The sequence below is a fragment of the Luteibacter anthropi genome, from assembly GCF_011759365.1.
Classification (GTDB): Bacteria; Pseudomonadota; Gammaproteobacteria; order Xanthomonadales; family Rhodanobacteraceae; genus Luteibacter; species Luteibacter anthropi.
This window is the reverse complement of the sequence record NZ_JAARLZ010000003.1, coordinates 302,683-320,379: the sequence shown is the minus strand read 5'-3', so window position 1 is coordinate 320,379 and position 17,697 is coordinate 302,683. Positions and strand designations below refer to the sequence as shown.

General features: G+C 66.8%; 14 protein-coding genes. 5 read left to right on the top strand and 9 right to left on the bottom strand.

Annotated features, from left to right (window positions below; all coding sequences use genetic code 11):
• Positions 1-138 precede the first annotated feature (138 nt).
• Entirely contained in the window at positions 139-3,879 is a 3,741-nt protein-coding gene (locus tag HBF25_RS06885; RefSeq protein ID WP_425483447.1) for a ribonuclease E/G, read from the bottom strand.
• Positions 3,880-4,238: 359 nt separating this feature from the next.
• Here HBF25_RS06885 and HBF25_RS06880 point away from each other — a divergent pair, with 359 nt between their 5' ends.
• Positions 4,239-5,186: an RluA family pseudouridine synthase gene (locus tag HBF25_RS06880; RefSeq protein ID WP_166947201.1), complete on the top strand. Its 948-nt coding sequence runs from the start codon at positions 4,239-4,241 to the stop codon at positions 5,184-5,186.
• 133 nt (positions 5,187-5,319) lie between these two features.
• On the opposite strand, the gene HBF25_RS06875 is transcribed toward HBF25_RS06880, so the two are convergent.
• Both HBF25_RS06875 and HBF25_RS06870 read right to left on the bottom strand, forming a co-directional pair.
• Positions 5,320-6,690 (bottom strand): CPBP family glutamic-type intramembrane protease, encoded by a 1,371-nt coding sequence (locus HBF25_RS06875; RefSeq protein WP_166947200.1) that lies wholly within the window; start codon positions 6,688-6,690, stop codon positions 5,320-5,322.
• A gap of 31 nt (positions 6,691-6,721) precedes the next feature.
• Positions 6,722-7,063, bottom strand: a complete 342-nt coding sequence (locus tag HBF25_RS06870; RefSeq protein WP_166947199.1) for a 4a-hydroxytetrahydrobiopterin dehydratase — start codon at positions 7,061-7,063, stop codon at positions 6,722-6,724.
• A 140-nt stretch (positions 7,064-7,203) separates the two neighbouring features.
• Between HBF25_RS06870 and HBF25_RS06865 the strand changes: the two genes are divergently transcribed.
• Positions 7,204-7,797: an NfuA family Fe-S biogenesis protein gene (locus HBF25_RS06865; protein WP_166947198.1), complete on the top strand. Its 594-nt coding sequence runs from the start codon at positions 7,204-7,206 to the stop codon at positions 7,795-7,797.
• 167 nt (positions 7,798-7,964) lie between these two features.
• On the opposite strand, the gene HBF25_RS06860 is transcribed toward HBF25_RS06865, so the two are convergent.
• The 6 genes from HBF25_RS06860 to HBF25_RS06835 all read right to left on the bottom strand — a co-directional run bounded on the left by HBF25_RS06860 (position 7,965) and on the right by HBF25_RS06835 (position 12,808).
• Positions 7,965-8,312: a c-type cytochrome gene (locus HBF25_RS06860; RefSeq protein ID WP_166947197.1), complete on the bottom strand. Its 348-nt coding sequence runs from the start codon at positions 8,310-8,312 to the stop codon at positions 7,965-7,967.
• 19 nt (positions 8,313-8,331) lie between these two features.
• Positions 8,332-8,652 (bottom strand): c-type cytochrome, encoded by a 321-nt coding sequence (locus HBF25_RS06855; RefSeq protein ID WP_166947196.1) that lies wholly within the window; start codon positions 8,650-8,652, stop codon positions 8,332-8,334.
• Between the two features lie 97 nt (positions 8,653-8,749).
• The gene (locus tag HBF25_RS06850) at positions 8,750-9,985 is read right to left on the bottom strand and encodes a TraB/GumN family protein (RefSeq protein WP_166947195.1); all 1,236 of its coding nucleotides are present in this window, start codon (positions 9,983-9,985) and stop codon (positions 8,750-8,752) included.
• Between the two features lie 105 nt (positions 9,986-10,090).
• Positions 10,091-10,981 (bottom strand): carbon-nitrogen hydrolase, encoded by an 891-nt coding sequence (locus HBF25_RS06845; RefSeq protein ID WP_166947194.1) that lies wholly within the window; start codon positions 10,979-10,981, stop codon positions 10,091-10,093.
• A 43-nt stretch (positions 10,982-11,024) separates the two neighbouring features.
• Positions 11,025-12,062 (bottom strand): agmatine deiminase family protein, encoded by a 1,038-nt coding sequence (locus HBF25_RS06840; protein ID WP_166947193.1) that lies wholly within the window; start codon positions 12,060-12,062, stop codon positions 11,025-11,027.
• A gap of 419 nt (positions 12,063-12,481) precedes the next feature.
• Complete coding sequence (locus HBF25_RS06835; protein ID WP_208392452.1) at positions 12,482-12,808, bottom strand: hypothetical protein; 327 nt, start codon at positions 12,806-12,808, stop codon at positions 12,482-12,484.
• A gap of 181 nt (positions 12,809-12,989) precedes the next feature.
• On the opposite strand from HBF25_RS06835, the gene HBF25_RS06830 reads away from it, so the two are divergent.
• Genes HBF25_RS06830 through recJ form a run of 3 tightly spaced genes read left to right on the top strand, consistent with a single transcriptional unit; the run spans position 12,990 to position 17,576 of the window.
• Positions 12,990-14,879 carry an ABC-F family ATP-binding cassette domain-containing protein gene (locus HBF25_RS06830; RefSeq protein ID WP_166947191.1) on the top strand — a complete coding sequence of 630 codons (1,890 nt, stop codon included), beginning with the start codon at positions 12,990-12,992 and terminating at the stop codon, positions 14,877-14,879.
• Position 14,880: 1 nt separating this feature from the next.
• The gene (locus HBF25_RS06825) at positions 14,881-15,867 is read left to right on the top strand and encodes a phosphoglycerate mutase (protein ID WP_166947190.1); all 987 of its coding nucleotides are present in this window, start codon (positions 14,881-14,883) and stop codon (positions 15,865-15,867) included.
• On the top strand, positions 15,864-17,576 hold the full coding sequence (gene recJ / locus HBF25_RS06820; protein WP_166947189.1) for a single-stranded-DNA-specific exonuclease RecJ: 1,713 nt from the start codon (positions 15,864-15,866) through the stop codon (positions 17,574-17,576). The genes HBF25_RS06825 and recJ overlap by 4 nt, the downstream gene beginning before the upstream one ends.
• Positions 17,577-17,697 lie beyond the last annotated feature (121 nt).

Here is a 17,697-nt window from a genome sequence, read left to right as displayed (position 1 = left end):
GGGGTGTCGGGGCGTGTGGGGTGCCGGTCGGTCGTGCGCAGGGTGGTGGTGTGGCGCGGGCGGGGTGCTTGATCTGATGTCTGCTCGGCGCGCTCCTTGTAGGAGCGCGCCTTGCGCGCGACCGCTATCCCTCAACCTTTACGACTGGGCATCCCGCGGCGACGAATCCCCACCGTGCGACTCATGGCGCGGACGGGTCAGCAGGTCGCCCTGGGTAGGCGGCGTCCATCCCGACTTCTCCGACGAAGACGCCGGCGTGTGGGATACGTGCGACACGTTCGACGCTTCGGGCGACTTCGGTGTTACCGATGCCGTAGCCGATGCCGACTCTTCAGGGGATGCGGCCGGGGCGGCAGCGACAGGCTTCGCGGATTCGTCTTCCACATGGCCTGCCTCATCGGCAGCCTTTTCGGAGGCGACCTGCTTGACTGGGGCAGCCGGGGTTTCCACGACAGGCGTTTGGGTTACCTGAGCTTCCTGTGCGTGAGCCTTCGGAGCTTCAGGGGCTGGCGCGACCGGTGCCTGGGCGTTGGGTGCTTCCGTAGCGTGAGCCGTGGAGGCTTCCTCAACCGGGGCGCCATGTTCGGAAGCCTTCTGGACGTCGGCGGCCGGAGCGTCCTGTACCGAGACCTTCGGAGCGTCTGTCGCCGGGGCTTCCTGCGCAGGCGCCGTCGGAGCAACAGATGCCTTGACGTCTGCCGTCGGAGCCTGGACTTCCTTCACCTCGGTCTTTGCAACTTCCACCGTTACGGGCTTTTCAGCATCACGGGCCACGACCGGTGCGAGCGCAGCCGGGGCGGCCTGGCTCTGCTCCGCGGTAGAAGCGTGCGGCGTCGCTACTTCAGCCTTCTCGGCGGCGGCCACGGGTGCGGTGGCGATCACTGGCTCGACAGCCTTCGAGGGCTCGGAGGCTTCCGGCAGGAGGCCGCGGGCCGGGGCGTCGAGTTCGGACGTCGGCTTCGGCTGCTCCTGGGCGGGCGTCGGGGCAGGCGCCGCTACGACGGGCTTCGTTTCTTCTGCCTTCGCTTCGACAACCGCCGGGGCGGCCGGAACGGTCGCTTCCACAGGCGTGGCAACAGCCGGGGCCGGGGACTCATTCTTCAGCGGGGCGTTCGATTCGGTCTGGCGACGTTCGGTCGTGCGCAGGTCGGCGGATTCCGCCGGCGTGGCCACGGGCTCGGACGAGATGGCGACAGACGTGACCTGCGCCGCGGCGGTGCTGCCCGGAATGGGCGGCAGCTTCGGCAGCGAAGGCAGGGTGAGGGCCGACGGTACCTTGTCGTCGTCATCGGTCGATTCGACGGCGGGGCGGGTGGCTTCGGTCTTCGGAGCCTCTACCTTGAAGGCATGGGTTGCAGCTTCCGCGGTGTCGAAGACCGGCGGAACGCTGTCGCTGTCACGTGCAGTGATCGGCGTGTTGTCCTCACCCTCTTCGTCATCGAGATCGTCGGCGCCTGCAGCACCATCGACGCTGGCACCCTGCGCACCGTCTTCCTGGCGACGACGGCGGCGACCGCCGCGACGACCGCGACGGCGGCGCTGACCGCCTTCACCGGCTTCCTTCGTGCCATCGGCTGCGACGGACTCGGTGTTCTCCACTTCGCTGGTGGCTGCCGTGGCCTCGGCGGTCGTGGCGGCCACCGTAGCGGCGGCCGCGCCGGCGACGAGCAGCTTTTCGTCCACCACTGGGGCCTGCGCCGGCGCCTTCTCGGCGCGCGGCTGGACTGGCTGGGCGGGTGTGGCGGCCTTATCGGCCTTCTCCGTCACCTTCTCGGCCTTGTCTGCCTGCGGCACGCGCTCGCCGCGCGGCTGCTGCTGGCGGCGATTCTCGTTGCCGGCCTGCTGCGGGTTCTTGTCCTGCTCGTTACGTCCGCCCTGGCGGCCCTGCGACGGCTGGGTGTCCTTCTGGCGATTCTTGTCTTCGGCCTGCTGGCCCTTGCCCTGCGGCTGACCCTGGGCCTTGTTGCCCTTGGCCTGCTGCTGGCCCTTGCCTTGCGGGGCGTTGTCCTTGTTGCGCGGACCCTGGCGCTGCGGATCGCCGCTCTTGCCACGGCCTTCGCCACGGCGCTCGTCGCGACGACCGTTGCGCTCGTTGCGGCCACCCGGGCGCGATTCGTCGCGGCGGGGGCTGGTGGCCGGCTGGGCGGCCGGTGTCGGCTGGGCGGAACCGCCACCGAACAGGGCGCCGAACAGGCGGGAGAAGAAGCCGCCGCTGGGCTTGGCCGCAGCGGCCGGCTGACGGGCTGGCTGCGCCACGGGCGTGGCGTCCGGCGTTTCATCACGGATAGGGGCCGGAGAGGCCGGCACGACGCCGGTCACCAGCGGCTGTTCGCCACTGCCCAGCATCTGGCCCATCTTCGGCAGCGGCGTGGCGAGCACGGGAGTGGTGCGCTCGTAGCTCGGCTTGCTGTGTTCGCCCATGTCCGCCTCGCGGATACGGGTGATTTCCAGATGCGGGGTTTCCAGCTTGTCGTCGGCGACCACGACCACGTGCACGCTGTGGCGCAGTTCGATCTCGACGATGCTGGCGCGCTTTTCGTTGAGCAGGAAGTTGGCGACCGACGGCGGTGCCTGCACCAGGACCTGCCCGGTGTTTTCCTTCATGGCGTGTTCTTCGATCAGGCGCAGGGTGGACAGCGCCAGGGATTCCACACTGCGGATATGGCCATGGCCTTCGCAGCGGGGGCAGACGATCTGGGTGGCTTCGCCGAGGCTCGGGCGCAGGCGCTGGCGCGACATCTCCAGCAGGCCGAAGCGCGAGATGCGACCGATCTGGACGCGGGCACGGTCGGCCTTGAGGGCGTCCTTCAGGCGCTCCTCAACCTCGCGCTGGTGGCGCGGGCTGTCCATGTCGATGAAGTCGATGACGATCAGGCCGCCGGCATCGCGGATGCGCAGCTGGCGGGCGATCTCGGTGGCGGCTTCGAGGTTGGTGTTGAACGCCGTTTCCTCGATGTCGCTGCCCTTGGTGGCCTTCGACGAGTTGATGTCGATGGCGGTGAGGGCTTCGGTCTGGTCGATCACGATCGAACCGCCCGAGGGCAGGCGCACATTGCGCTCGAAGATGCTCTCGATCTGGGTTTCGATCTGGTAGCGCGAGAAGAGCGGCGTGGGATCCTGGTAGAGCTTGAGCTTGCGCAGGTTGTTCGGCATCACCTGCTGGACGAAATCGCGGGCGTCCTTGAACAGCGACTCTTCGTCGATGAGGATTTCGCCGATGTCGTTGCGCAGGTAGTCGCGCAGGGCGCGGATGAAGAGCTTGGATTCCTGGTAGATCAGGAATGGCGCCTTCTGCGAGTTGGCGGCGGCCGAGATCGACTTCCACAGCTGCAGCAGGTAGTCGAGATCCCACTGGAGCTCTTCGGCGTCGCGGCCCATGCCGGCGGTGCGCACGATGAGGCCCATTTCGTCGGGCACGTTGAGGTGCTCCATGGCCTCCTTGAGGGCCTGGCGATCCTCACCCTCGATACGGCGCGATACGCCGCCGGCACGGGGGTTGTTGGGCATCAGCACCATGTAGCGGCCGGCCAGGCTGATGAAGGTGGTGAGCGCGGCACCCTTGTTGCCGCGTTCTTCCTTCTCGACCTGGACGATGATCTCCTGGCCTTCCTTCAGGAGCTCGCGGATGTTGGATTTACCTTCCGCGTTGGGATTGAAGTATTCCCGGGCGATTTCCTTCAGGGGAAGGAAGCCGTGGCGCTCGGCGCCGTAGTCGACGAAGCAGGCTTCGAGGGAGGGCTCGACGCGGGTGATGCGGCCCTTGTAGATGTTGGCTTTTTTCTGTTCGCGGGACGGGATCTCGATGTCGAGATCGTAGAGGTTCTGTCCGTCGACGATGGCCACGCGCAACTCTTCGCGCTGAGTCGCGTTGATCAACATACGCTTCATTGTAGATTCCTCGGCCTTGCCGCGCGGCCGCGCGCCGCGGTGGCGCCCAATTGGCGGCCTGCCGGGGATCGCGCCGCTGCGATGAGGCGTAAAGCGGCATAAGATCCGGGACCGATACCTGGGCCCGGCGTGATTCGTGAATAAGCGCCTTGCAACCGGCCCGCGTCCTTACGGATTAACCGGACAACCGCAACCCGAACCGTTACGATGTGGGGTGCCCAGCGCCCCCGACCCCTCGGACGGGTTGGCGCGACACTCGCCTTACGCAACGGAACCGGCACCCCGCGAGAGATGAGTCTTCAGCGGAGCCTGGCGCGAGCCGAGTATCCTATCAATTTCGAGTTTTATCAATGCAGACGGTAACTTCCCTCGACGGCGGCCAAGGTGTGCGCCTGGTCGAAATCGGTCCCGAGAGGGACGGCCAGCGCGTGGACAATGCCCTCATGACCCTCCTGAAGGGGGTGCCCAAGAGCCTTGTCTATCGCATCCTGCGCACGGGACAGGTGCGGATCAACGGCAAGCGCGCCAAGCCGGAAACCCGTCTCGCGGCCGGTGACATGCTGCGGATTCCGCCGGTCCGCGTGGCTGAACGGGAAGAGGGCGTGGCTCCGGCCGGCATGGTCCGGGCCGTCACGGAAGCCGTCATCTTTGAAGACAAGCACTTCCTGGTGATCGACAAGCCGGTGGGCATTGCGGCTCACGGCGGCAGCGGCGTGAGTCATGGCGCCATCGAGCTGCTGCGTGCCGCCCGGCCGAACGAACACCTGGAGCTGGTCCATCGCCTGGATCGCGACACCAGCGGCGTGCTGGTGCTGGCCAAGTCCCGCTCGGGGCTCACGGGCCTGCAGGCCCTGATCCGTGACAACGCGGTCATCAAGCAGTACCTGTGCCTCATGGTAGGCACCCCGCGCCGGGCCAAGTTCGACGTGAACGAGCCGCTGCTGAAGTCGGTGATGCACGGTGGCGAGCGCATGGTGCGGGTGGACGACGCCGGCAAGCCGTCGCTCACCTTTTTCCAGGAAGTGGAGCAGTACAAGGGTGCCCGCCTGATGCAGGCCACCCTGGGCACGGGCCGCACCCACCAGATCCGCGTCCATTCGCAGTACATCGGCCACCCGCTGGCGGGCGACCCGAAGTACGGCGACGAGGAAGCCAACAAGCGCTACCGCGCCATGGGGCTGAAGCGGATGTTCCTGCACGCGGCACGCATGAGTTTCGACCTGGATGGTCGCAATTACGACTTTTCGGCGCCGTTGCCGGATGAATTGAAGACGTTCCTGGATAATCTCCGCGGCTGAAGCAGCCGCCCCCTCTGTAGGAGCGCGCCTCGCGCGCGACCGGCCGGGCAAAACCATCCGTCGCGTGTCGCAGACTTTTACTTGCGCTGCGCCCCGGTCGCGCGCAGGCGCGCTCCTACACGAGGCGCGCGCGTTACATGAGGTAGCGGGCGCTGACTTCCAGGGAGCGGAGGATGCCGCCGGTGAGTCCGGCCTGTAGTACCACGGCTGCCGCTGCATGGGCCAGGGCCACCGGCAGCAGCGAGCGGTGGTACATGTACCACCAGGCCCAGCCCAGCTCGGCCACGAAGCACAGCTGCATCAGCAATCCGTTCGGCGTGTGCAGCAGGGCGAAGGCCAGTGCCGTGAGCAACACGGCGAATGGCCGAGGCATCGCCCGGTCGAGCAGGCTTCCGGCCACCGCAAGCAGCAGCCATTGCTGGAACAGGGCCCAGCCGACATAAAGCGCGGCGCGCCCGGCCGGAGGCCAGGCCAGCGAATGGCCTGCGACGGCAACCAGGGCGATGGTCACGGGAATGGCCAGCAGGGGCCATCCCGCCATCCGCCACGATCCTGACCAGTGCCACGCAGGTATCAGGCGGCGCCAGGCCAAGGCGCCCGCATAGGCCACGCCCAGGGCGAACATTGCCACGCCAGCGGGAGATAAAGCCGGGCCTAGCCCCAGGCCGGCGATCAGCCAGAGCGGGCCGGCCAGTGCCAGCAGCGCATCCGTGGCTCCGGCTGCACCGCGCCGGTGGGCTCGCCGGCCGCTGATGACAAGAATCACGACATAGATGGGCAGGGGCAGCCAGGTCCAGCCCGTCCAATGGGGGCCCGGTGGTGCCTGCGACCCAAACGTCGCCAGCGGATCGCTTGCATAGCGTCGGTCACGCCAGTGCAGCAGGGCCTCGGCGCTGAGACCTGCAGGCATGGGCACGCCCGAGGTTTCCAGTGGCCCGGAGCCGGAAGACAGCCAGGCCTCGCGCAGCGTCAGGCTGGCCTGCGCGGGCAGGCGAACGCCCAGGCGCAGCATCGCGAGCCGGGGTGGTAGATCCGTGGGCCGTCCGGCCGCATCGCGCCACGCGAGCTGGTCGAGACGGATTGCCGTGGGCAGCCGGCCACGGGGCTGCTTGCCGAGATCGGCGAACAGCAGGGGCGAAATCAGCGTCTGGCGGGCGCTCAGGGTGTATTCGCCCGCAGTCGAGGCCGTCATGTCCAGGCGCAGGGTGTCGAGCCGGCGCAGATCGACCGTGCGGGCGAGGGGGAAGCCGACTTCGTTCGGCCGGTCGTCCGTTGCCCGGACCTGTAATCCGTCATCCACCGGCTCGAGCTGGCCAGTGCCGAAAACGCGCCCGGCCACTACGTCGTCCCGCCCGGCAAAGCGCCAGTGCCAGGGCGAGTCGCCGCTGGCGAGGGCTGCCCGTTCCACCGCCCCTTCGCGTTCAAGGGAGAAACGGATCACCCGCGAAGCAAAGGGCTGCAAGAGGACGAACGCCAGCGCGGCCAGCAGGGCCGTCGCGATCATCGTCCACCATGGAGAGCTGCCGGGGCGCACGTCAGCGATCGAGCAGGGCCTCGACGCGGGCGGCACAGATGAAGTCGTTCAGCGAGAGGCCGCCGACATCGTGGGTGGACCACAGGATCTGGCAATGGCCGTAGCCGGCTTCCAGGTCAGGGTGGTGGTCTTCCTGGTTGGCCATGAAGCCTACGGCGTTGATGAAGCCCAGCGTGTGGTGGAAGTCCTTGAAAGGGAAGTCTTTCACGATGGCCTTGCCGTCGGCGGTCACCTTCCAGCCCGGCAGCGACGCCAGGTGGCTGTCGATGGCGGCGCGATCAAGCGCGTGCTCCGCGCCCTTGCGCGGCTGGCAGTGCTGGGAGGCGAGCGGGGAAAGCGTCATGGCCGGGCGTCCGTACGTAGAAAGCGTGAAGCGTGGCGTGCAGGCGGTTGAATTGTCAAAACGGCGCGCTCATGTGGAAACCGTACTAAAATGGTGCTGTTTTCCGGCAGCTCGACGGCCGGACCCGTTTCGGAGCCAACATGATCGATATCTCGGAACGCGCACAGGCGCATTTCCAGCGCCTCGTGGCGCAACAGGGCGAAGACGGCCTGGGCATTCGCCTGCGCGTGGTCGACGCTGGCACGCCCGCCGCCCAGTGCGAGCTGGAATTCTGCGCCGCTGGTGAACTCACGGGCGACGAGTGGACCATCGAATGCGAGGGCTTCAACCTCTATGTCGATGGCGAAAGCATGCGCTGGCTCGATCCGGCCACTATCGACTACGAGATGACGCCCACGGGCAGCCAGCTCAACATCCGTGCGCCGCGCATCAAGGGCGAGGCCCCGGGCGAGGGCGCCGGGCTGGTCGAGCGGGTGCGTTACGTGCTGGAATCCGAGATCGCACCGCAGATTGCCTCGCACGGCGGGCGCATTTCGCTGGTGGAGGTCACGGCCGAAGGCGTGGTGGTGTTGCGCTTCGGCGGCGGCTGCCACGGTTGCGGCATGGTGGATGTCACGCTGAAGAACGGCGTGGAGAAAACCCTGCGCGAGCGCATCCCCGAGGTGACCGAAGTGCGCGACGTCACAGACCACGAGACAGGCGAGAAGCCTTATTTCGAGCGCAAGGCCGGCTAATCCAGGTAGCGGTTCCGGCGTTCCGCAAGGAGCACCTCACCGTTGTAGGAGCGCGCCTCGCGCGCGACCGGCATCGCGATCCGGTTGCACATGTAGGTACGCCCCCCCCGTCAGGGCGCGTATGGCGAATCCGGTCGCGCGCGAGGCGCGCTCCTACAGGGGGTGACTTAATCCTGCACATGCCCCTCCAGCCCCTGCAACTTGGTCGGCAGGCTGGAGAAGTAGGCGGAGATGTCGCTGATGTCCTGGTCGGACAGCGTGGCCGCGAAGCCCTTCATGATGGCGTTGTTGCGGCGGCCGTCCTTGTACTCGTGCAGCGACTGCGCGAGGTAGTCGGCGTACTGGCCGGCGAGGCGCGGGTACTGCGGGTCGACGGCATTGCCGTCCTTGCCATGGCAGGCCACGCAGGTGGCGACCTTCTTGGCGCCGGCAGCCGGGTCACCGGCGGCCATGGAAGAGGTGGCAGTCAGCGCCAGCAGGGCGGCGATGGCGGTCAGGGCGATCCCACGGGTCATCGTATGCATCCTCGGCGGCTTACTTGGCGATGCTGGAGAGATAGGCGGCGATGTCGGCGATTTCCTGGTCCGACATGCTTTGCGCCTGCGCACCCATCGTCAGATGCGTGCGCTCGCCACTCTTGTAGGCCTTCAGCGCATTGACGAGGTATTGCTCGTTCTGGCCCGCGATATGCGGCACGTGGTAACTGGGGTAGGCATTGGAGTACCCCGGGATGCCGTGGCACCCCTGACAGGTATACACGAGCGTTCGCCCGTTGGCCTTGTTTCCTTCAGCGTGCGCCGCAAAAGCGGCGCACATGGCTACAGCGGTCAGACCAATCAGATGCAAACGCTTCATCAATGGGTTCCCTGGGTGCCGGGCGGGGCCGGGGTAAAAGTAGCTCCCGGAGTATAGAAGCGGTTCGCGACGCCCGACAACTCGCCCTGCACAAACCCTAGAGCAGGCTGCGCAGGATATGGAACCCGGCGATGTACTCGCCGGCGATGGTGCCGATGCACACCAGGAAGAAGTTGAGCAGCGTGCGCGCCACCCGATTCTTCCACCAGCCCGTCCAGTGGGTGATGTCGTCGCGCAGGCGTTCGAAGTCGCCGACGCGCGGCTTGCGGATCCAGGCTTCGACCATCGCACTGATGGCGCCGGACGGAATGCCGGGGCGGAACGGCTTGATGGGGCCGGCAACGAAGGCCGCGATGATGCTCAGTGGATGAGCGCCCGCGATGAGCGCACCAAGCGCCGACAGGCCGCCGGTGAGCAGCACCCAGCTCATCAGCGCATCCTTGCCCAGGCTCGGATTGCGGTAGAAGGCGAAGCCGATCACGGCGAAAATCGCGAGCACCACGCCCACGGCGATGTACTTGGGCCACTTCGATGCCGGTGGGGTTACGGCGAGGTCGTCGGCCGTGGAGCGGGCATCGCCGTGCTGGTGGGCCAGCTGTTCGCTCATGCCCTTCAGATGACCGGCGCCGATCACGACCAGCACCTTGCGCGACGGTGCATCGGCGTCCATGCGTTCGCCATTCTCGCGAAGACGTGCAGCCATGAACTGGTCGCGTTCGGCGATCAGCGCGTGATAAAGCGGGGCCGAGCCCTTGGCGAAATCGCTGAAGGCACTTTCAAGAAGATCGGACTGCTTGAGTTTCTCGATGTCTTCCTCGGCGATGTCCTCGCGCTCGAACACACTGCCAAGCATGCCGCCGAGCAGGCCGAAACGCTGGAAGAAACCGACGCTGCGCCAGGCGCGCTTGAGCGTGGTGCCGACTTCGCGATCCACCAGCCACACGGGAATGCCGCGCGCTTCGGCGCCATCCATGGCCGCTTTCATTTCTGCGCCGGGTTCGATGCCGTACTGCGAGGCGAGGCGCTTCTGGAACGAGCCGAGCACCAGGCTTGCCGCCACCATGCCGGCCTTGCCCTGGCGGATGACCTGGAACAGGTCCAACTGCTTGAAGGCTTCCGGATCGCGGATGCCGTGGGCGCGGCTGGCGCAAAGCTCCACCGCCACGGCATCGAAATGCTCGGTGGCGAGCAGGGCATCCACCGCCTGCACACTGGCGCGCGACACGTGCGCCGTGCCGAGGATGACGTACTCGACGCCATCGCGCTCCATGCGCTGGATGGGCTGGCCTTCCAGGGCTGCGACGTCGGTGGTGGCTATCTCGTCCGGGAGCATTCGGTATTCCAGCGCGTTAGGAGTGGAGCGTGAACGACGAACAGTAACTAGTGGGGCGTGAACCGCGAAGCGCAAGTAGGCGCTTCACGGCTCGTGCGGTCCAGCTCAGTCGCGGAAGCGCCTGGTCAGGTCACCGTAGGCGTCGATGCGACGATCGCGCAGGAACGGCCAGATGCGGCGCACATGTTCGCTGCGCTCCATGTCCACATCGCAGATCAGCAGTTCGGCGCCATCGGTGCCGGCCTGGGCGAGGAATTCGCCCTGCGGGCCTGCCACGAAGCTGGAGCCCCAGAACTGGATGCCGCTGCCGACGCCCGAAGGATCCGCCTCGTAGCCCGTGCGGTTGCACGAGAGCAGGGGCAGGCCGTTGGCGACGGCATGGCCGCGCTGCACGGTGATCCAGGCCTCGCGCTGGCGGCCCTTCTCGGCATCGTTGTCGTTCGGGTCCCAGCCGATGGCCGTGGGGTAGAACAGCAGGTCGGCGCCGGCCAGCGCCATGAGACGCGCGGCTTCCGGATACCACTGGTCCCAGCACACCAGCACGCCGAGCTTGCCCACCGAGGTGCGGATCGGCTCAAAGCCGATGTCGCCCGGCGTGAAGTAGAACTTCTCGTAGAACGCCGGATCGTCGGGGATGTGCATCTTGCGATACTTGCCGGCGATCTCGCGCGAGCGGTCGAAGACCACGGCGGTGTTGTGATACAGGCCGGTGGCGCGCTTTTCGAAGATGGACGCGACCACGACGAGCTTCAGCTCTTCGGCGAGCTTGCCGATGCGGTCGGTGCCCGGGCCGGGGATGGTCTCGGCCAGGTCGAATACATCGACACTCTCGTGCTGGCAGAAATACGGGCCGTTGTGCAGCTCCTGCAGCAGCACCAATTCCACGCCAGCGGCCGCGGCCTTGCGCAGGCCCGCCTCGATGGCGTCGAGGTTGGCGTCGCGGTTGCCGTGGTCGGTTTCCTGGAGGAGGGCGACCTTGAGGGTCTTGCGGGTCATGTCGTCGATCCTCGCGCGGCTCTCGCCGCGCTGTGTAGGTGAATTACTTGGCGATGTCGGCCGGCAGCTGCATGGTGATGCAGTGCAGGCTGCCGTTCTGCCAGATCAGCGGGCGGCAGGGCACCTGCACCACCTCGCGGCCCGGATGGGCCAGGCCGATGATACGGGCGGCCTCGGCATCCACGCGGTCGCCATAGGCAGGCACCAGCACGGCGCCGTTGACGATCAGATAGTTCGCGTACGACGCGGCGAGGCGACGGCCTTCGTCGATGATCGGCTGGGCCCAGGGCAGGGGATGCAGCGGGTAGGGCTTGCCTTCCGGTGAGCGTAGCGCCGCGAGTTCCTCGCCCATCCTGCCCAGTTCGGCGTGATGCGGATCAGTCGCGTCGTCGCAGGCCTGGTAGACGATGCCGCCGTCCGGGCTGAAGCGGGCGAGCGTGTCGATGTGGGCGTCGGTGTCGTCGCCTTCGAGGTAGCCGTGGTCCAGCCACAGCACGCGGTCGGCGTGCAGGGTGGTGGCGAGCGTGTCGGTCATTGCTTCACGCGACAGCTCGGGATGGCGCTGGTTGAGGCACTTCCACGTGGTGAGGATGGTGCCCTGGCCGTCGCTCTCGATGCCGCCGCCTTCCAGTGCCCAGTCGATGCGCTTGTGCGGCAGGCCGCAGAGCACGCCGCGCTCAAGCAGGCCCGCGATGATGGCATCGTCCTGCTCGGCGCCGAACTTGCCGCCCCAGCCGGTGAAGCGGTAGTCGTTGAGCAGCACGCCGTCCGGGCCCGTGAGGGTGATGGGGCCGGAGTCGCGCAGCCAGGTGTCGTCGTAGGGCAGTTCGATGAAGTGCAGGCGCGACATGTCGGCGCCGGCCTGTTCGGCCAGCAGGCGGGCGCGTTCGCGCAGCTCGGCATCGGCCACGATGACGTGCAGCGGCTCGAAGCGGGTAACGGCAGCGGCCAGGGCGACATAGGTGGTCTCCACCTCGGCCAGGCGGTCGGCCCAGTCGGTATCCGCGTGCGGCCAGGCGATGAGGACGCCGGCCTGCGGCTCCCATTCGGCGGGCAGGCGGTAGGAGGAGCGCTCGGTCATGGTCGGAAGGGGCTGCTTGGGGAAAGCCGGCTATTGTAAGGCTTCCAGATGACCCTTGCTGTGTAGGAGCGCGCCTCGCGCGCGACCGGCCTTGCGACCTCCCCGGTCGCGCGCGAGGCGCGCTCCTACAGGGCAATGAGGCGATCGTGCGCGGGGCGTTGTAGGAGCGCGCCTGCGCGCGACCCAATGTTCGCGAGGAGCCGGTCGCGCGCGAGGCGCGCTCCTACAGGGCAATGAGGTGATCGTGCGCGGGGCGTTGTAGGAGCGCGCCTGCGCGCGACCCAATGTTCGCGAGGAATCGGTCGCGCGCGAGGCGCGCTCCTACAGGGAAATGAGGCGATCGTGCGCGGGGCGTTGTAGGAGCGCGCCTGCGCGCGACCCAATGTTCGCGAGGAACCGGCCGCGCGCGAGGCGCGCTCCTACAGGGGGTTCGAGGGGTTCGTGTTGTTGCCGGCCGGGGTATTGAGCACCGTGTGGATCACCCGGCTGCGCTCGAAATACACGATGTACCCGGGGTACATCCAGCGGTTGATCACCGGCTGCTTCGGCTTGCCGCCGCCACGGGCATCCAGCTTCGATGTGGGCGCGCCGAAGCGGCGCTCCACCTCGGCCATGGACATGCCCTTGGCGGGCAGGTTCATGCCCTGCTCCTGCTGCACGCGCTGCACGAGCAGGTTGTCGCCGGCACGGGCGGCAGGCGTCAGGGCGAACGCCAGGGCGAGCGCGGCGAAAACAGGCTTGAACATGGACATAGAAACTCCGTCGCGCTCCCCAAGGCGGCGCAGGACGCCGTTGTAGCAGATCGCCCCGGGGCACGCCACGACCGTCGCGCTGCCGTCTTCACGGCTGTGTGCTGCGTCGCGTTTCGGGCGACGCGGCGCGGCCGGGCCGTTATCATGCGCAGTCGCCTATCGCTGATTGCCCATCATGATCTCCTTCCGCAACCTCGCCCTGCGCCGGGGCAGCCGCACGCTGCTCTCGCAGATGGACCTCACCATCCAGTCCGGCTGGAGCCTTGGCGTCATTGGCCGCAACGGCTGCGGCAAGTCCACGCTGTTCGCCGCGCTGAAGGGCGAGCTGGAACCGGAAGTCGGCGATCTCGACATGCCCTCGAAGGTGCGCCTGGCCTCGGTGGCGCAGGAAACCCCGGCGCTGCCCGATCCGGCCATCGAATACGTGCTGGGCGGCGATGTCGAGGTGGCGGCGGCCCTGAAGGCCGAGCAGGAGGCCTACCTGGCCGAAGACCACGAAGCCGTGGCCCGCGCCCACCATCGCATCGAAGAGCTCAACGGCTACGACGCCCGCGCCCGCGCCGGCCGCCTCATGCACGGCCTGGGCTTCAGCCCGGAAACCCACGAACAGGCCGTGGCCTCGTTCTCCGGTGGCTGGCGCGTGCGCCTCAACCTGGCCCGCGCGCTGATGGCACCGTCCGACCTGCTGCTGCTCGACGAGCCCACCAATCATCTCGATCTCGACGCCGTGCTGTGGCTCGAGGAATGGCTGCGCCGCTACCAGGGCACGCTGCTGATCATCTCGCATGACCGCGAGTTCCTCGATGCTGTCACTTCGCACACGATGCACCTGCACGACGGCACGGCGAAGCTCTATACGGGCAACTACACGGCCTTCGAACGCCAGCGCGCCGAACACCTGCGCCAGCAGCAGATCGCGCACGAGCGCGAGCAGGCCGAGCGCGCCCACCTGCAATCCTTCATCGACCGCTTCAAGGCCAAGGCCAGCAAGGCCAAGCAGGCGCAGTCGCGCATGAAGCGCCTGGAAAAGATGGCCGGCACCGAGGCCGTGCGCGCCGAGCGCTCCTTCAGCTTCTCGTTTCCCGCACCGGATCGCCTGCCCACGTCGATGCTTCAGCTCGATCACATCGACGCGGGCTACGGCTCGCACGTGGTGCTGCGCGATGTGGCCTTCGGCCTGGAATCCGGCGACCGCATAGGCCTGCTCGGCCCGAACGGCGCCGGCAAGTCCACCATGGTGAAGTCGTTGATGGGCGAACTGGAGCCCATGACCGGCGAGCGCGGCTTCCACAAGGATACGAAGATCGGCTACTTCGCCCAGCACACGGTGGAAAGCCTGATCGAAGGCGCGAGCCCGTTCGACCATCTCCAGCAGAAGGCGCCCAATGCCGGTGCGCAGATGCTGCGCGATTACCTCGGTACGTGGAACTTCCCCGCCGATCGTGCCTTCGAACCCGTGGACGCGTTCTCCGGTGGCGAGCGTGCGCGACTCGCCCTGGCACTCATCGCCTGGGACAAGCCCAACCTGCTGCTGCTCGACGAACCGACCAACCATCTCGACCTCGACATGCGCGAAGCGCTGGCCGATGCCTTGTCCGCCTTCGATGGCGCGCTGGTGCTGGTCTCGCATGACCGCCACCTGCTCGGCATGGTCTGCGACGAGTTCTGGCGCGTGGCCGACGGTGATGTCTCGCCGTTCGATGGCGACCTCGACGACTACGCGAAGTGGCTGAAGACCCGCGCCACCACGCGCAAGACCGCCGCCGTGGCCTCCGCCGCACCCGAAGCGCCGATCCAGAGCTCCGCGAAAGAGAAGCGCAAGCTCAGTGCCGAGGAACGCGAGAAGGAAAAACCGCTGCGCGCCCGGGTGAAGAAGATCGAAACCCTGATCGCCGGCATGGACAAGGAGCTGGCCGCCATTGAAGCCAAGCTTGCCGATCCGGCAGTCTATGGCGGTTCCACGGCGGAACTGATGCGCCTGGGGCAACGTCAGGCCGAGCTGCGCGGGGAGAAGGAATCCCTCGAACTGGAATGGCTCGACCTTCTCGAAAAGCTCGACGCCTGACATGGCCGACGTCCTGCACCTGCTGCTGCCCGGCCGCGACAAGCTCGCGCCTATTCCCGCCTTCGCCCAATGGCTTGCGCGGGGCACGTCGCTGTCATCGGCGGTGCCGGGTTATCTTGCTGCGCTGGCGGAACATTTCCGCTGGCCGGCGGGTCCGTTGCCTGCCGCCGCGCTGATTCGCCAGGCCGTTGCCGGTGATGCCGGCAATGCACTCTGGGTCTGCGCCGATCCGGCATGGGTACAGCCGGAGCTCAACGGTGCACGACTGCTTGGCTGCGGCAATCTCGGCGTGCTGCCGGAAGAAGCGGCGAACATGGTGGACGCACTGGCTGAAACCTTCACCGCCGAAGGCATGAGCCTGTCGGTGGGCGATCCGCAGCACTGGCAGCTACGCGTGCCCGACTACGTGCAGGTACCGTCGTTCCCTGAGCCGGAAGAAGCGCTGGGCGCCGATCTTTTCGAACAACTGCCCCAGGGCGATGACGGCCGGCGCTGGCGCGCGCTCATCAATGAAGCGCAGGTGGTACTGCACAATCATCCGGCCAATGCCCTGCGCATGCAGGAAGGCCTGCCGCCGATCAACAGCGTATGGCTGTGGGGCGCGGGCGTGCTGCCCGACTGGGTGGAATGCGGCCAGCAACGTATCTACAGCGACGACCTGCTGGTCTGGGCCTTGGCCCAGAAAGCCAACGTAGACATCCAGCCACGCTCGTCACTCCCTGTAGGAGCGCGCCTCGCGCGCGACCCTTCGTCGGATGCTACTGCCAGCAACCAGACATCGCGCGACACCGGTCGCGCGCAAGGCGCGCTCCTACAGGTGAGCTTGCTTGATCTTCAGGATGTGCAGCCCACCGCTTTCGAACGCGACTGGTGGCCCTGGCTGCAGTCGCGCATCGAGGCAGGCGTGGAACTTCGCCTGTCCTTTGCCGATGGCCGGCGCATGGTGCTGCGCAAGCTTCATCGCCTGCGCTTCTGGCGCAAGGCATGAGCGGCAAGCAGTGGCACCGGCGTGCCATGGAGACACCGCCCAGCGGCTGGTCTGCATGGACGCATCCGGTGCTTCAGCGCATCTATGCCGCGCGAGGCGTCTGCACGCCTGATGGTGCGGAACACAAGCTGGCCCGCATGCTGCTGCCGACGCAACTAGGCGGCATGGATCACGCCGTGGCCCTGCTTACCCAGGCCATCGACGAGAACTGGCGCATCGTGGTCGCGGGCGACTACGACTGCGATGGTGCCACCGGCACGGCAGTGGCTGTACGTGGATTGCGTCTGCTTGGCGCGACTCAGGTGCGCCATGTCATTCCTAATCGCTTCGTCCACGGATACGGCCTGAGTGAAGCGCTGGTTGCCTCGCTTGATCCGGCACCCGAGCTGATCGTCACCGTCGACAACGGCGTGGCGAGCGTGGCCGGTGTAGCCGCTGCGCATGCGCGCGGTATCCGTGTGCTTGTCACCGATCATCATCTGCCGGGCGATGTGCTGCCCGACGCCGATGCGATGGTGAATCCGAATCTTTCCGGTGATGGTTTTCCGAGCAAGGCGCTAGCGGGGGTAGGCGTCATGTTTTACCTCCTGCTCGCCTTGCGTGCGTCATTGCGCGAGCAGGGGCGTTTTGCCGAAGGCGAAGAGCCAGACCTGAGCGTGCTGCTGGACCTCGTTGCACTGGGGACCGTCGCCGACCTCGTGCCGCTGGATTTCAACAACCGCATCCTCGTCGAAGCGGGTCTGCGACGCATGAGGGCAGGGCGTGCCTGTGCCGGCATCACGGCGCTGGTCGAGGCAAGCAATCGCTCCGTTGCTACGGTAGCCGCCACCGATCTCGGTTTTGCCATTGGCCCGCGGCTCAATGCAGCGGGACGCCTCGAAGACATGTCGCTGGGCGTGGCCTGCCTGCTCACCGACGACATGGCCATCGCCCGTCGCTATGCGGAACAGCTGTCTGCCATCAACCAGGAACGCCGCGAGATGCAGGCGGGCATGGTGGACGAAGCCGAACGCATGGTGGCGAAGGCGGCCCACGTGGATGCCGTAGGCGTGGCACTGTTCGATCCCGGCTGGCATGCGGGCATCGTGGGCCTGGTGGCCTCAAAGCTGAAGGACAAACTACATCGTCCGGTCATGGCGTTCGCGCCAGCGGGTGACGAAACGGACGAGCTTCGAGGTTCGGCACGTTCGATTCCCGGCTTTCATATCCGCGATGCGCTGGCCGAAATCGATGCGAAGCATCCCGGCCTGATCCTGCGTTTCGGTGGCCATGCCATGGCTGCCGGCATGAGCCTGCGCAGTGAAGATTTCGCACGTTTTGCCGCCGCCTTCGATGCCGTGGCGATCGCTCATCTCGACGAAGAGCGCTTGCAGGCATCGATCCATACCGATGGCGAACTGGATTACCGCGACCACACGCTGGAACTGGCAAAGCAGCTGCGTCACGCTGGCCCATGGGGACAGGGTTTCCCGCCGCCACTGTTCGAAAACGTGTTCGAATGTGCGTCGTGGAAGCCGATGGGAACGCGACACCTGCGTTTCCAGCTGCGCCACGAACAAGGTGGCGCCCCGCTGGATGCCGTGATGTTCAGCTGCTACGACGGCACGCCACCCCCACAGCGTTTCCGTGCAGCCTACGAGCTGACGGTGAACGACTGGCAGGGCAGGGAAAGCGTCCGCCTGCTGCTCACCCACCTGGAACCCATGTAATCAGTCGTCCCCTCACGTCGTTCCTGCGCAGGCAGGAACCCAGTGCGATGCAGTGGGTTTTCGCGGGCATGCTGCCGACATAAGAGCCGATGCAACGTTGCCTTGTTTTCTGGTGGACCGG